This is a genomic window from Pseudoalteromonas rhizosphaerae, assembly GCF_902498845.1.
Lineage (GTDB): Bacteria > Pseudomonadota > Gammaproteobacteria > Enterobacterales > Alteromonadaceae > Pseudoalteromonas > Pseudoalteromonas rhizosphaerae.
Window position 1 is genome coordinate 211,008 of record NZ_CABVLM010000001.1, and the last position, 15,601, is coordinate 226,608.

The following is a 15,601-nucleotide window of genomic DNA, read 5'->3' on the forward strand; positions in this document are numbered from 1 at the left end:
AAAATGCGTTTTTTATTTTACTTTTAGATATAGCCTATTTTATACGGAACAATCCATTGCCGTTTTTTCAGCATCGATATTTTGCATTCAGCTGTTCTATACTTTTAGGCGTGTTGGCCGGTTTTGTTAATTTACTGCCATTTTGGTTTCTCGACAGCTCTGAATTTTTATTTGGTCAGCTGTTTGTTTTAATTTGTTTGTTGCTATTTGGCTTACGCTACGCGTTAGTTGCTTGTACTATCAGTGCGGCTTTTATTTTTTATCGTTGGGGGCATTGTTGGCCATCAATTGTGTTTGTTGGCGAAGTGCTTTGGCTGTATCACTTTAGCTTTAAAACTGCACGGCTGCTGTTTATTCGCGGTATAATTTATTGGTTGTTAATTGGTATTCCGCTGCTGGGACTCATTGGCTATTTTATCATTGAGTTGCCATTACTGGCGGTCATTACCGCCTTGGTTAAGTATTTTTTAAATGCTGCCATTGTTTTATGCGTTATTGATTTACTCAGTTTCTTCTTTATTCAGCAAGTGTGGCAAAAACGACCAAATTCGCTGTATAAAATTCTTAATTACATTGTAAGCATCCTCATTATTTTAGTGGTGTTATTAACCACCATTGTACTTACCAACAATCATTATGCGCGTATCGAATATGAAGTGAAGGCGCAGCTTGCTGAAAAATCCGAAGACATTGCTGAAAAAATTGACCTGTATTTAAATGACTATCGCCGTGGCATCGTATTAACTGCAAAAGCCATCGAGCAGGGGGTCGATAAACAGTTAGCATTGAGTCAGTTAATGGCACTATACCCTAACTTTCTTACATCAATGGTTACGGATGAAAACGCAATAGCACAGGTATTTAATCCACTTAGTTTGCAAGAAAGCTTAAAAGGCAGCAATTTATCGGTTGCCGATCGCGATTACTTTACGATCGGTAAAGACTCGCCAACAGGGTATATTTCTAATGTTTTTAGGGGCCGAGGATTTGGTAATGAACCCATTGTGGGTGTTTCTGCACCAGTGCATATTAACGGGCGTTTTCAGGGAGTGGTTGAAGGTTCGTTAGTGTTGGGCTCCTTTTTGCAATTTAGGCCAACCATATTTGATAATGATGGTGAACTGATAATTCTTGATGCCAAAAAACACGTGGTGTTTAGCACCTTACCTAATCATTATTCGGTATTGACTCAGCTCACTGAAGATAAATTTACCCAGTTACAAGGTGATCAACAAGCCATTATGACCACCGACATTGATGGCGAACAATATTACGTAAAAATATATTTATCACAGCAACAAGGTTGGTATGTAGCAAGCTTATTAAAACGGAAATACGCTAATCTTGTGGCGGCAAGTGCGTGGGGGCAATCACTATTACTAACTCTTGTGGTGATTATTTTGATCAGTATCTTTATCACCCAGTTGAGTCGATGGTTAGTGAGGCCAATAGATGAGCTTACTGAACAAATCGATGCCTTTGATCCTAAAGCTGAAATCAGTGATTTACAGACTCAAAATAATGCGTGGCTGGAGGTGCTGAGCTTACAGCAGCAATTTGCTACTTTAGCATTTAAATTGACCAGCAACTTTAAAGATCTAGAACAAGTAAACACTGAAAATGCAGCACTTAATCTGCATTTAAAACAGTTTAATGTAGAGCTAGAGTATCAAGTAAATGAAAAAACAGATGAATTAGTTAAAGCAGTGGCAACTGCAAATCAGGCCAGCAAAGCTAAATCACAATTTTTAGCGAATATGAGTCATGAAATTCGCACCCCGCTTAACGGTATTATGGGGCTGACTGATATTTTACTTAATGCTGATGACGTGAAGTTGGAATACCGCGAACAGTTGCAAATGATCCAGCAAAGCGCTAAAAATCTATTATTGATTTTAAACGATATTTTAGACTTTTCGAAAATTGAGGAGGGGGCGGTCAAACTAGACATTCATATAGTTAATGTACGAAAACTGCTTACTCAATTAGCACAGGTGTTTACAAATACTGGCGTACAGCCAGGGGTTGAATTTATATTAAATATTGCCCCGTCAGTACCCGATGTGGTGCAGTTAGATTCACTAAGGTTAAGCCAAATTGTCAATAACTTGTTGAGTAATGCAGGGAAATTTACGAAAACTGGTAGTATAACGATGAACATTGATTATGCTGATAATCATTTATCTGTGGCTGTAACTGACACTGGCATTGGTATTTCTGGGCAACAGCAATCATCGTTGTTTCGTGAGTTTACTCAAGCTGATATTTCAACCACGCGGCAATATGGTGGCACAGGATTAGGCTTAACTATTTGTAAGCGAATAGTTCAGTTAATGGGAGGCAAGCTTAAATTACACAGCGAGATTGGTAAAGGCAGTTGCTTTACTATCACCATTCCTATTGAAGTAGCGCAACTTACTCATGAAGTAGACATACAGCAAAGCATTCCTGACTTAACTGGGTTGAAAGTATTACTGGTAGAAGATAATCAAATCAATCAAATCGTTATTGCAAAAATGCTCAGTGACACCCATTGCACCTTAGAAGTTGCTAACGATGGTGAAAAAGCACTGGCGTGTTTACAACACAATATGGCCGATATTATTTTAATGGATTGCCAAATGCCTATTATGGATGGTTATCAGTGCACAGCTGAAATCCGTAACAACAGTGCTCAATTTGGTCCTGTGATTATTATTGCCATTACCGCAAATGCTTTTGAAGACGACCAAAAACGTTGTTTAGAAGTGGGTATGGACGATTTTATAGCCAAACCCGTGGATCGCGGCCAACTTTTTCAATGCCTTAAAAAGTGGGCTGATACATTGAGCTAGGTAGTTTGCAATTTCTCTAGCAGTGCTTGGATATACGCATCGCTAATGAGAATCTCTGCAGTTGTTGGTTTTGCAAAGTAATAACCTTGAAGGTCATCACAGCCGATACTGTTTAAAAAGCGTATTTGCTCAATTGTTTCTACGCCTTCTGCAATACAATATAGATCTAGGTTTTCAGCTAAGGTGTGGATTGTTTTGATGATTGATTCATTATTACTATCTTGGCCGATATTACGCACAAAGCTTTGATCAATTTTAATCACATCAATTGGAAATTGACTTAAATACGTTAAAGACGAATACCCGGTACCAAAATCATCCAGTAATAATTTAAAACCTGCGTTTCTGAGCGCTTGCAGCTGCTTAGCTGCTTTGTTTTTGTCATCAAGCAAGGTGTTTTCGGTGATCTCTAAACGTAACTGAACAGGTTTTATATGATGCTGATTTAAAATAAGTAATAAGCGTTCGGTTAAATTAGATTTTAAAATATGCACAGGTGATAGATTTAACGATAAGTAAAACCGTGGGTTAGCTTTAAATAATGGTGCGAGATCTTCAAGTGCACGGGTCAGCGCCTGCTCGGTGAGTACATCGATTAAACCAGTTTCTTCTGCAATAGGAATAAACACTGCCGGGGATATCAATTCTGCTTGGTGTTGCCAGCGCATTAAGAGCTCTACACCTTTGATTTTTTTGCTTTTATTATTAACAATTGGCTGGTAATTATTAAAAAATAAATCGTCTTTGTAGGCATCTTTTAAGGCATTTTCGAGCAGTAGTTTTTGGGTGATTTGGTTATTCATTTGTTCAGTGAAAAACTTAAAGCCGTTGCGGCCCGATTGTTTAGCATGCATCATTGCGATGTCGGCATTTCGAATAAGCTCATCGGTGGTGTCGGCATCAAATGGGTAGAGTGCCACACCGACGCTGGCCGAGATATTAATTGCAAAATCGTTGATCACCACCCGTTTTGCAAGTTCTTCAGTGAGGCTACGCACTAAGTTACTCAAACTTTGTGGCGAGTCTAAGTTTTTAATTAATAATAAAAACTCATCACCACTTTGACGCCCAACAATGGCATTTTTATCAAGCATACTATTCATTCGATAGGTAATATCACATAACAGCTGATCGCCAACCGCATGACCAAACGAGTCATTCACTGGTTTGAATTTATCTAAATCTATAAACAGTAAAGCAACTAGACTCGCATGTGTATCAGCATCTTTTATCGCATGCGATATCTTTTGATACATTAGTGACCGATTCGGTAGCTTAGTTAATGGATCATAGTTGGCCAGATAGCGCAGTTTATTTTCAGCGCGTTTTTGCTCGGTTAGATCAGAAATAACCACCACATAATAACTCACTACATTACTGTCTTTTGCCACAGCGGTAATACTGATATGAATAGGGTGCGACGGGTTTATCTTAGTTTTTATATATGCGTCACCACGCCAGTTCTGCTTTGGCTGCAATGATTTTAGAATATTGATGAAGTCGACATATTGTTTTTTCCCCAGTGCTGCTAAAAACCTTTTTAGCTCAAGCTTTGCTGGTTTTTTTTGCATTGAGAAGGCTTCAGCAAAGCTATTATTAACAGAAAATGGAATAAGTTGACTGTCTAAAATAAGTAGCCAATCGTTTATTTGGCTAAAGGCTTCGCCTAATACCGCAGCTTGATGTGCTGTAGCACGCTGCTCTGTAATATTAGTATAGATTCCAGCTAATCTTGTAGGATAGCCTTGCTCGTTCGTTTCAATCACTTTACCGATATCGTGATACCAAAGCCAGTTTCCATTAGCATGTTGAAGCCGATACGTGACCTGCCATTGTTGAGCATTTTTTTGAGTGATGAATAAATGCCAATCATGCAGTATTTTGCGTTTATCATCAGGGTGTATTAATGCGCAAAAATCGTCAAAATTGAACTTTTGTGGCAAAGTTTTATAGCCTAGCTCATGTTTTAAGCGCTGCTGCTTTATCCAATGTGCGGCAATATCAACTTCCCATACACCGCTTTTACTACTGTTTAAAGCAAGCTCTGTTTGTTGTTGTGATTGCAGTATTTCATCATGAGTATGCTTAATAATGCGCTGACGAGAGCGGTATTGCCAAAAAATAACAAATAGCACTAAAAACGTAAGTAATAAATAAAGGCTTATTGCAAGTGGCGAGCGCCACGGCGCATAAGCAACAGTAAAGTTAAGCGTTTTTTCATCACCGAGGCCTGAGTCATTTAAGTTATATGCTGCGATTGTTAGTTGATAATCACCAGCAGGAAGCTTAGTAAAAAAGACTTTATTATTGTTTAGCTTGTCATAGCTTAACTTATTGGGGCCGGTTAATGACACTTTATAGCGTGTTCTATCTACATTTTGAAAATCAAAGTTAGAAAAACTAACTTCTAAGCCCACGTCTTCATCAGTCAGTTGTAAACGTTGCTTGGCGTATTGCAATGGGTGATAATTAAGTGCGCGGGAGAGTAACGATATATCGGTGATTTCAGTCACAGTGCTGTCACGATCATTAGGGACAGATAAAAAGTCTTGCGGGGCAAGTGTTAGTACGCCGCGAGTACTGCCAAAAGCTAAGCGGCCATCTTTTAACTGAGTGTGTGAGTCAATATTAAATTCATTCACAGTTAAGCCATCTTTAACTGTGTATGCATTTAATTGCATTGAGCTTAAATCGAGCCGATAAAGGCCATTTTTACTGCTGATCCATAAAAAGCCAAATTGGTCGATTTGCAAGGCGACAATTGTTTTAGTTTTAATGCCATTACTGAGGTTTATACGGTGTTTTACTTCGTAACTGTTGGCGTCAAGACCAATTAGCCCTTCTTGGGAGGAGGCAAGCCAAAGGGTATTGTTATAATCGATCACCCAATCATCGATAGTGACATAATTTATTGGGTTATAATTTTCGACTTCGTAGATCAAGGTGAGTTTTTGGCTGGACTCATTATAACGATATAGCGCGCCAGATACGCTGATCAAGTAGTCATCGGGTTTATTGGGCAACGGTTTTAAAAAAGCGTGCACATTGACGGGATCTAACTGCTCTTTGAGACCTTTAATTACGTTAGTCTGACCACTGTTTCCATCATACAGGAAATAATCATTTTCGCTAAAAAATGCAAAGGTATCAGTCGTGATTTGGTGATAGCCATAGCCTGGGCCGCTGTCGAGAATGGCTTGAGTATTGCCTTGCATTGGTAGAGCTATTTTTTGTTCGGTTTTTTTGTCAAATAAAGCAAGACCATCATAGAGCAGTAACCACAAATAACGGTCTGGCTCATTTAAGTGTGCCGAGGCAATACCATACACAGCAAATTGGCCATAAAACGCTTTGCTGTCATTGCTGGCTAAGTAAGTTTTTTCGGTAGTCCCATCTAGGCGTATTTTGGCTAGGCCATTATCGGTGCCCAGCCACACGGCGTTATCGTCTTGGTAAACAGCAAGGATCACATTGCTGTGCAATTTATCATTACTGGTGATTTGAATATTGCCAAAACGCCTTGCTAAAGTGGACCAAGTAAAAACGCCTTGCGAGCGCGAGGCAAGCCACATAAGGCCTGTTTTATCAACCATCACATCTAAAATAGTGTTGTCGGTCATGTGAAATTTACTTTGATCAAAACGTAAAAGAAACTCATTGTGATCATTATGGCGATGGTATTGATAAAGGCCATCCTCAGTGACTATAAATTCACCATAAGGGGTATTAACATAATCCCAAATATTATGTGCCGCGAGTAACGTTTTTACGTTGTTGAAGTCTAATAACTCATTGTTATTAAAAGCAATAGAATAAAACCCTTCGACTGTGCCAACCAGTAAACCAAGCTGCGAGTCGATGGATAAAAATTTGATATTGTTATTATCTGGATTGAGCTTGTCTTTGGCAACTAAAGGTATTTTAGTAATATGTTCATCAATTAATGATTTTGAGTACAAACCATCAGTGGTAGCAATATACAAAAAGTCATTATGAACAGTAATTGCGCGGACAAAATTTTCATCTTTACTGATTGAAAACTCGTGAGTAAAGGTATTTTTTTGTGGGTCAAAAGCATATACATGTTCGTTAATAGCATAATAAAACAACTGCTGATGTTCGGCGATGGCAAAAATAGGAGAAAAATGCTTCTCTTCGGCGTTTAATTTACCTGAATAAATTTTACTAACTTTGAGTGTCACAGGATCAATAAGAAATGCACCAGAATACTCAGTTGATACAAAAATATCGCCGTTGTGTGTTTCGAACAATACAATAATTGAGAGTTGATCCAGTGAGTATTCACCAGAGAATATTTTTACCTCATAGCCATCAAACCGGTTTAAACCCTGTAATGTACCGATCCAAATAAACCCCAGTTTATCTTGCAGTGTGCTAGTAACGTGGCCTTGTGATAACCCTTCATCCGTGGATAAGCGTTGCAATTGCTGAGCATAGCTTTGAGCATTGGAATTAACACTAAACCAAGTGCATAAAATACTAAATAAGATGAAAAAAAAGTTACTCAATCGCACTTAAGGTACTGCTCCCCTGAGATAAAGTGGTTGTTAGCCGTTAGTAAATATAGCATAACAATTTACAGTTGAATTAAAGAATTAGCTATATAAGATATACATTTGTATAACAAATCACTTATGCTGTTAGTTATGTTTAGATCACGGATGTTCACATTGCCTCATTCATTTAATGCTCACACCATGCAAAGTCTGCTGTTAGTTGTCGATATTCAAGACAAATTAAGTCCTGCGATGCCTCGGTATGAACAAGTAAAACAGGTCACAGTGCAATTAGTAAAAGCCGCACAATTGTTGCATATTCCTATTTTAGTCACCGAACAATATAAACAAGGGCTTGGCGAAACTGATCAGCAATTAAAAGCTCAGATTGGGCAGGCTGAATACTTTGATAAAACCAACTTTAGCGCGTGTAAAGAGGCTGGTTTTTTAGAGCTTATTGCTAGCTATAAACGCCCGCAAATTATTGTAGTTGGTATGGAAGCGCATGTATGCGTATTACAAACTTGTTTAGATTTACTGGCGCAAGGTTATCAGGTGTTTTTAGTCATGGATGCGGTTAGTTCGCGTAATGATCTGCACCGCGATTTAGCTATAGCTCAGTTAAGACAAGCAGGTGCTGTGATCAGCTGCGCTGAAAGTGTGATTTTTCAATGGACCGAAGTGGCAGCGACACCTGTATTTAAAGAGATTTTAAAGATTGTTAAATAAGCTTGGCAACAAGAAGAGAATAATTTCACTTCGGCATTGTAAATGATAGTGGTTTTTATTATCATGCCGTAAATTATTTTGATTGCTGTATAAATATCAATGAAACCTTCTTTAATAGCATTAGCCCTAAGTTCTATTACCATGACGCCTGTTGTCGTTGCTGCGCAAACAACAGCAGCAGGATCTGCAACTGATGAGTCTACTGTTGTAAAAAACGACATAGAAACCATTTCAGTCGTTGGACGAGCGTTTTCACTGTATCGCCCAACAGAATCAACGTTTGGTACTCGTACCGATACGCCGCTAGAGAAAATTCCACAGTCAATTCAGGTTATTCCGCAAGCGTTAATCAGCGATCAGGCTGCACGTCAAGTAACTGATCTATACAGCAATATTGCGGGTGTTAATGGCTTTAGTTACTCAGGTGTTACGTTTCGTGGTTTTCGCCAAGATGAAATTTTATACGATGGTGTAAAAGGTGACCCATTTAGTGGTTTTGCGGTACCACAGTTGTTTAATATTGAGCAAGTGGCTGTTTTAAAAGGCCCTAGTGGCGCTGTGTACGGCAGTGGTAACCCTGGCGGGATCATTAATTATATGACCAAAAAGCCCAGCTATGATAGTAAAACAACCGTTGCAGTTGAACTGGGTAATGATGATTTTTTTAGTGCCGCAGTCGAATCAACTGGCAGTGCCAATGACGCACAGACCCAAGCCTACCGTGTTGGTATTTATAAAGATTCAGATAAACCATTTCGTGAAAATACCAGCGAAGATAATACTATTATTGATTTAGGCTATCGTTTTGATTTTAATAACGACACTAATCTGGTATTGCAATATACCCATGTTGATCAAGATCTAGGCGGCGCTAGATTACGTGGCGTGCCAGTGGATAAAAACGGTAACTTCATTGCTGACATTAGTTGGAATCATAATGAAGCAACGGATTATCAAACTGTTATTGCTGACGTGTTTCAAGCAAGTTTTCAGCACCAATTTAATGAGGTATTTCGCAGTGATATCACTGCGCGTTATTTTAGTAACGATGCCAATCAAAACTATCATGAGCCGCGTGGACTAAGTGACACAGATGGCGATGGAGTACTGGATTGGAGCGAGCGCGAATTTCGTGATCAACAACGCGAAAATACCGGGCTTAGTTTTACTGCCAATTTAATTGCTGACACTGAGCTTGCCGCTATGCAACATGTGATGCTGGTGGGGGTAGATTGGTATAAACATGAGTTTGAATCAGCATATAGAACAGCTGTACAAGCCAGCAAAGGCGGCCCAGTGCCAGGGATCTCAATATTAAATCCTGTGTATGGACTGACTTCAAAAGATGATTATGATTTAGCAAACGTAACGCCGCGTTTATCAAGTACTGAGTCAACACGTATTGGCCTGTATGCACAAGACCAAGTTGATGTTACCGATAAATGGAATGTTACGGTTGGCTTACGATACGATCGTTTTGAAGACACCGATGTGCTTAATAACACCGAGTTTTCAGACAGCGATGTGACGTATCGTATTGGCACAAGTTATAACTTAAACGATACCTTTTTCCCTTATGCGCTGTATGGCACAGGCTTTATGCCACAATCAGCCAGTAACCAAAATCAAGATGTAGGCGGGCCATTTAAACCTGAGCACAGCAATATTCGTGAACTTGGTTTACGTACTAAGTTACTTGATGACTCGTTGGCTGTGAACATGGCAACCTATCGCATTATCCGTAACAATATTTTACAAGCAAGCACTGAGATATCAGACACCGGCGTTGATCAAATGGAAGCGTTAGGCGAAGTTGACAGCCGAGGCTTTGAACTTGAGATTGTTGGTGATATCACTGAGCGATTAGTGATCACAGCAAGTTACGCATACAACGACACGCGTATTGTTGAGCAAAGTGAAAAATTTTCCGCGCAAGCAAAAGGCAGCGATAAATTTGCCAATGCGCCACAAAATACCGCAGGATTGTGGACGCGTTATGAGTTACCGCAGTTGCACTCATCAATCGCGGCAGGTCTTGATTATGTTGATGAACAAGTCAGTTTAGACGGTGATAAAGTACAGCCGTATACCGTTTATAACATGGCTTGGAAGACTGAATATCAACAATGGGTTTGGCAGCTCTCAGTTAAAAACGTGTTTGATAAAGAGTATGCATCAAGTGGCTTTATAACTCGTGCTGGGCATTTCCCGGGGGAACCACGCCGCGTCTATTTGTCGGCTAAGTACACATTCTAAACTGACAATTTCGTACTATGAAAGCAAAGCAGTGGTTTAACTTACATGCTTGGGCAGGGCTCTTGGTTGGCAGCTTGTTATTGATAACGTGTTTATCTGGCACGTTGGCAACCTTGAGCCACGAAATTGAATATCTTAGTGATAGTAAATTTCGTGCCCTCTCGCATTCCCCTAATACTGACTTTGCTGCAATTGAGAATACACTTGCCCAGCGTTATCCTGGCAGCCAAATCATTAGCATATTGCGCCATCAGCAACCTTACTTAGCAACCGAAGTGTCGCTTAAGTGGCAGCAACAGTTTTTGTTTGTGTATGTTGATGGTGCGACGGGGCAATGGCTTGGCGAAGGTCAGTGGGGGCGAGTATCGCGTTTTTTACGTAACTGGCACATGAATCTATCGATGGGTTGGACCGGTAAGTTGATCGTCACGAGTTTAGCTATTCTCTTGGTTATTTTAGTGCTTACCAGTCCGATTGTTTATCGCCAGTGGTGGCGACATTTTTTAAAAAAGCCACGGCAATTACAAACAACCAATCGTAGCAGCTGGGCTGATTGGCATAAATTACTGGGGCTTTGGAGTTACTGGTTTATTGTGGTCATGGCCATTACTGGCGTGTGGTACTTAGTTGAACACACCCTACAAACAGCCAAAATTGACCATTATATAAAAACCCACAATGAGGTTACGGATCTACAAACTGACGCAGCGCATCCGCCAGCGATAAGTGCCATGGTAAACGCGGCGCAATCAGCGTTTCCAAGTTTACATATTCGCGCTATACAATACCCAAATAAAGCAAATAAGCCGGTTGTGGTACTGGGCGATAATGATGACATTTTAGTACGTTTACGAGCTAATAAAGTGTATTTAGATCCAGCTTCAGCAGATGTACTGGCAATTCAAAAAGCCGCAGATTTACCTATTGTCGCGCGCATTAAAGATACCGCCGATCCTTTGCATTTTGGCAACTTTGCAGGGCTAGGTACGAAGTTAATTTGGGCTGTATTTGGTTTTTTTATGACCTGTATATGTATGGCTGGATTGTATATGAATTGGCTGAGAGTAAAGCGTAAGCAGCCTTCATTATTGCAATGGTTTGGTATCATGGGTGCAGTTAGTGTTTTATTAGTATGTTGTTCGCTACTTCTCACAACGCAAACATTTAGTGTACGCCAAGCACCAGCAAAACTATATTCGCCGGTGCTGTAACGTGCAGATAAAGTTAGCTAGTAACTAGGCCGTAACAACCCAAAGCAACAAACACTATTGCAGCAAGCATTCTTACTTTTGCCATTGGAATACGTTTTAGCAAGGCATTGCCAGCATAAATAACCGGCACATTGGCAAGCAACATACCTACAGTAGTCCCTATGGTTACCCACAACACTGATTGATACTGAGCGCCAAGCAATACTGTTGCTATTTGGGTTTTATCGCCAATTTCGGCAATGAAAAACAGCACCAAGGCTACTAAAAAAGCCCCGTATTGATCGTACTTATTGCTTACTTCTTCATCTTTATCTGGGATCAGTAGCCATAAGCCAACGACAATAAAACAGCCGTTCACAATCCAAGGCAGGTACGAAGAGGTAAAGCTTTGCGATAAATAATCGCCCAACCACGCAGATAAACCATGATTGATAATAGTAGCGACTAAAATACCTAAAATAAGTGCAGGTTTATTGGCAAAGCGAGCAGCTAACAGCAGGGATAAAAGTTGCGTTTTATCGCCTATTTCAGCTAAAGCAACGGTGACGGTTGATGTGATAAATGTATCCATTTTACTTCTATAAGGCGGGAACATTAAACCAAGGTAAACGCCTATCTCCCGCCATGAGGATAGTGTTTACCCAGGTCTTGCCGATAATGCTTGCTACATTACAAACTTACCATGCACATGAGGTGCAATTATGTTGATAAGTTTACTTGCTGCGCTTTAAGTTAAAAGGCATCAAGCAGGCTACTCCCCCGAGAAGTGCGCACTTTGCCACATTTCTTTTTTAGAGTAAAGGTACAACAACAGGTTTTGTGGTGCGGCTGAGGGGGAACTCCGTAATTGAATATAAACGTATGCTTAAAACCATGCTTTTACTTTTTGCATATTATTCCTACTTACCAACACTTTATCACCATTGCTCATGAGTAGTGTTGCTTGGCGACCTTTACTTTTTACACTGCGAATATACGCCCGATTGACCCAATAACTACGGTGAGTTTGACTCATTGTATGTTGTTCATCAGCTTCGGCCAAAGCCGATATGGCATCTTTTAAATTAAATAAGATCAGTTTTTCGAAATCATGTGCAACGACTTTTAAATAATGTAGCTCGGCTTTTAAATAGACTATTTCATCTACGCTATTTACAGTAGCGAGCTGTAAAAATGCGGTAAGCTTTTTTGTTTCTGGTTCTATTACATCTGCAGCTTTGAGTGGCGCTAAGGGGGGGGATATCAGTATTGTGCGAGCAATTGCTAAAGTTGGCGTGTCGGGCGGCGTTTCTGGTAAAGGTATTCTTCTTTGCAAAGAAAGCCCAGTTAACCAAGGTAAATTTACAACTAACCAAGAAAACATTGCCGTGGGGATCATATCACTGCATTCTTGGACTAAAGCTGCGAGGGTATAATCAGTATCATGTAGCCAATAAACATCAAATAGTAGTGAGACGGGGGCATAAAATAGAGAGGCAATAAATGCGCTCACTAGCAACTTTAAAGCACTGTTAAGTCCTGATAATTGGCTAGTTAAAAATAGGTGAGTGGCGATAAAAAATAATGATCCGCTATGAACTTGAAGCTGCCACTGTAAAAAAACTTCAGCAACATGACGTGTTTCATCATCGTTAACGAGGGTAAATAGGCTTGCTAAAATAAACCCCAAGATAAAAAAATATCGCCAAGGATTTATCTCACCTAACGGAAAATGCCCATTCATACAAAAAGCTGCCCATTCGTTCAAAATCAACAAACTTAATTAAAGCAAATTCAATCCATGGCGTAAATTGTTGTCATCACAATTTATACAAGGAATGGATACTATGAATAAAATGACACGATTATTACCTTTAACAATCTGTGCTTTGGCAGTCATTAACGCTCAGGCTAGTGATGAAAAAGAGATCGAAGAAATAACGGTGATCGCAGTTAAACCAGATGGTTTAAAGATCAGTTCAGACAAGCTCTTATCATTACCAGGCACCGGGAATGATCCATTAAAGGGCTTAGAAGCACTGCCGGGGGTTGTACTTGCCACTCCCGCCACCGGAGGCCCGGTTGCGCAGCCTGCAATACGTGGTAGCTCGAGCAATGACAACTTATATCTTACCGATGGCTTGGAGATGGGATATGTTTTTCATAATGACGGGTTAAGTGTTTATAACCCACTTATCGTTGAGAGTTTTGAGTTAAAAACGGGGGCTTGGAGCAGTCAATACGCAAATGCGAATGGCGGAGTGATATTAACCAATTTAAGAGATCCCAATGGTGTAGAGCCAGCACGAGTGATCGACTTAAGCTTTTTTAGAAGTGGGTTTTTATATGAACAGGCCTTATCAAGCAACGCAGCGTTCTACATTTCTTTTCGAGAAAGCTTAGTTCATACTTATGTTGATAATTTTATAGAAGACGAAGACTTTTCTTTCGCGGTACCACCGAAAAATCGAGACTATCAGGCAAAATTTATTTGGGATTTTGACGCAAACAATATTATTCGATTCTCCGCCAGTGGCGCAAAAGATTATATCGAAATAGCGTTTGATCAAGACGGTAGAGATATTGCTAAAAACCCTGATCTAGCCAGCGGCGAAAGATATCAAACTTACTACCACAGTCAAGCGGTGAGTTTGCAACATTTTGGCGATGTAATAGAGACTAATTTTAGTGTTAATTTATTGACTCAAAATCAGCAAGAGCGTGAAGGGGAGGCTTTTAGATGGGATGCAGATATCACAAAATTGATTTTCAAAACTGAAAACCAATACGTAGCAGAATCCTTTACGTTAAATTTTGGTGCCACCTATAGAGACACGTCGGTAGACTATCTAGCAAGTGGCCGGTTGATGCCGTGTAATACCGAATTTGAAATGTGCCCACCTAGCTACTTTAGTCCTAAATTTAATGAGCAAGGGACTTTAACTATTTCAGATTATCATGCTTACACCCATCTTACGGGGCAAATCACTGCTAAACTTGATTATCAAATCGGCATTGCTGTTGTTGGCACAGACAATAACAGCCAAAGTTATGTTGAACCAAGATTAGGGATTGGCTTCGACCTCGATGACAATCACACGCTCAGACTAAACTACGGGATCCATCATACCTTTATAGATGACTATCAATTTTTAACCGCTCAATATGGAGAGCCAAGCCTTGAGGCGAGTAATTCATCGCAATGGGTTTTAGGCCTTGATTCACAATTAGCTGATGGAATAGCTCTACGAACAGAGCTTTTTTACAAAGAATTGAAAAACCTCGTTGTTGCAAACCCGCAAGCACAAGCTCGCAGCGAAAACGATGTAGCACTCAGTGATCTGCTTTTTGATGATGTTGCCAGTGGCGAAGCGTATGGGATTGAAATACTTGTAAATAAGCAACTGTCGAACGACTGGTTTGGCTGGGCAAGTATTGCTTATAGTAAAACAGAGCGAAAGAACCCATTAACAGCAGAGGCGTTTAATTCTGAATTTGACCTGCCTTGGGTTGCAAACTTGGTTTTAGATTATAAATGGAATGATCACTGGCAAGTCGGTGCAAAATGGCGATTTCAAAGTGGCAGGCGCTATACACAAGTATTATCTGCACAGCCTTATAAAGAAACTGGCAGTCAAAATGCGCTCTTTTATATTCCAAAATACAGTGAATTTAACAGTTCACAATGGAGCAATTACCACCGTTTAGACATTCGTGCAGATTATAAAACACAGCTCTATGGCTTTGATGCTAATTTATATTTTGAAGTGTTAAATGTTTATGCTTCACGCGCAGTCCAGGAGCTAGAATACAATCAAGACTACAGCGAGTTTGAAAAAGACTACCAGTTCCCTGATATGCCTTTACCATCTATTGGCATCACAATTAACTTTTAAAGATGATAACCCTCTTACTTTAAGTGTGAGAGGGTTAAGCATCTGAAATATAAATTTAGCGTTTTATGTGAAAGTCAGTTGTCGATTGAATCAAAATAGGAACTAGGCTATGGTTGAAGCATCAATGAAAATAAAAACGAGTAATTCTACTGGCTCGTTATGTTGGAGATCTTCGGGAG

Annotated in this window: 8 protein-coding genes; 5 read left to right on the top strand and 3 right to left on the bottom strand. The window is 39.9% G+C overall.

All coding sequences use genetic code 11. The features are described 5' to 3' along the window. Window positions 1-110 precede the first annotated feature (110 nt). Complete coding sequence (locus PSR9079_RS00825; protein ID WP_246175480.1) at window positions 111-2,834, top strand: ATP-binding protein; 2,724 nt, start codon at window positions 111-113, stop codon at window positions 2,832-2,834. Here the strand turns inward: PSR9079_RS00825 and PSR9079_RS00830 are convergent. After that, entirely contained in the window at window positions 2,831-7,369 is a 4,539-nt protein-coding gene (locus PSR9079_RS00830) for an EAL domain-containing protein (RefSeq protein WP_425468830.1), read from the bottom strand. The two genes, PSR9079_RS00825 and PSR9079_RS00830, sit on opposite strands and share 4 nt — an antisense overlap. A gap of 147 nt (window positions 7,370-7,516) precedes the next feature. Here PSR9079_RS00830 and PSR9079_RS00835 point away from each other — a divergent pair, with 147 nt between their 5' ends. The 3 genes from PSR9079_RS00835 (at window position 7,517) to PSR9079_RS00845 (ending at window position 11,547) form a co-directional block, all read left to right on the top strand. Further along, window positions 7,517-8,080, top strand: coding sequence for a hydrolase (locus PSR9079_RS00835; RefSeq protein ID WP_149980067.1), 564 nt, complete (start codon window positions 7,517-7,519; stop codon window positions 8,078-8,080). Between the two features lie 99 nt (window positions 8,081-8,179). Continuing rightward, window positions 8,180-10,336, top strand: coding sequence for a TonB-dependent siderophore receptor (locus tag PSR9079_RS00840; RefSeq protein ID WP_149980068.1), 2,157 nt, complete (start codon window positions 8,180-8,182; stop codon window positions 10,334-10,336). 17 nt (window positions 10,337-10,353) lie between these two features. After that, window positions 10,354-11,547, top strand: a complete 1,194-nt coding sequence (locus tag PSR9079_RS00845; RefSeq protein WP_149980069.1) for a PepSY-associated TM helix domain-containing protein — start codon at window positions 10,354-10,356, stop codon at window positions 11,545-11,547. Between the two features lie 13 nt (window positions 11,548-11,560). Here PSR9079_RS00845 and PSR9079_RS00850 read toward each other — a convergent pair whose 3' ends face one another. Together PSR9079_RS00850 and PSR9079_RS00855 are read right to left on the bottom strand one after the other, a co-directional pair. Then, entirely contained in the window at window positions 11,561-12,118 is a 558-nt protein-coding gene (locus PSR9079_RS00850; protein ID WP_145236272.1) for a TMEM165/GDT1 family protein, read from the bottom strand. 294 nt (window positions 12,119-12,412) lie between these two features. After that, window positions 12,413-13,270, bottom strand: coding sequence for a LytTR family DNA-binding domain-containing protein (locus tag PSR9079_RS00855; protein WP_149980070.1), 858 nt, complete (start codon window positions 13,268-13,270; stop codon window positions 12,413-12,415). 103 nt (window positions 13,271-13,373) lie between these two features. Between PSR9079_RS00855 and PSR9079_RS00860 the strand changes: the two genes are divergently transcribed. Further along, window positions 13,374-15,422, top strand: a complete 2,049-nt coding sequence (locus tag PSR9079_RS00860; RefSeq protein ID WP_179959132.1) for a TonB-dependent receptor plug domain-containing protein — start codon at window positions 13,374-13,376, stop codon at window positions 15,420-15,422. The last annotated feature ends 179 nt before the right edge of the window (window positions 15,423-15,601 follow it).

Coding starts and splice junctions, on each gene's coding strand:
- PSR9079_RS00855 (WP_149980070.1), bottom strand. CDS start 13,270: ATGAATGGGCATTTTCCGTTAGGTGAGATAAATCCTTGGCGATATTTT.
- PSR9079_RS00835 (WP_149980067.1), top strand. CDS start 7,517: ATGTTCACATTGCCTCATTCATTTAATGCTCACACCATGCAAAGTCTG.
- PSR9079_RS00840 (WP_149980068.1), top strand. CDS start 8,180: ATGAAACCTTCTTTAATAGCATTAGCCCTAAGTTCTATTACCATGACG.
- PSR9079_RS00850 (WP_145236272.1), bottom strand. CDS start 12,118: ATGGATACATTTATCACATCAACCGTCACCGTTGCTTTAGCTGAAATA.
- PSR9079_RS00845 (WP_149980069.1), top strand. CDS start 10,354: ATGAAAGCAAAGCAGTGGTTTAACTTACATGCTTGGGCAGGGCTCTTG.
- PSR9079_RS00860 (WP_179959132.1), top strand. CDS start 13,374: ATGAATAAAATGACACGATTATTACCTTTAACAATCTGTGCTTTGGCA.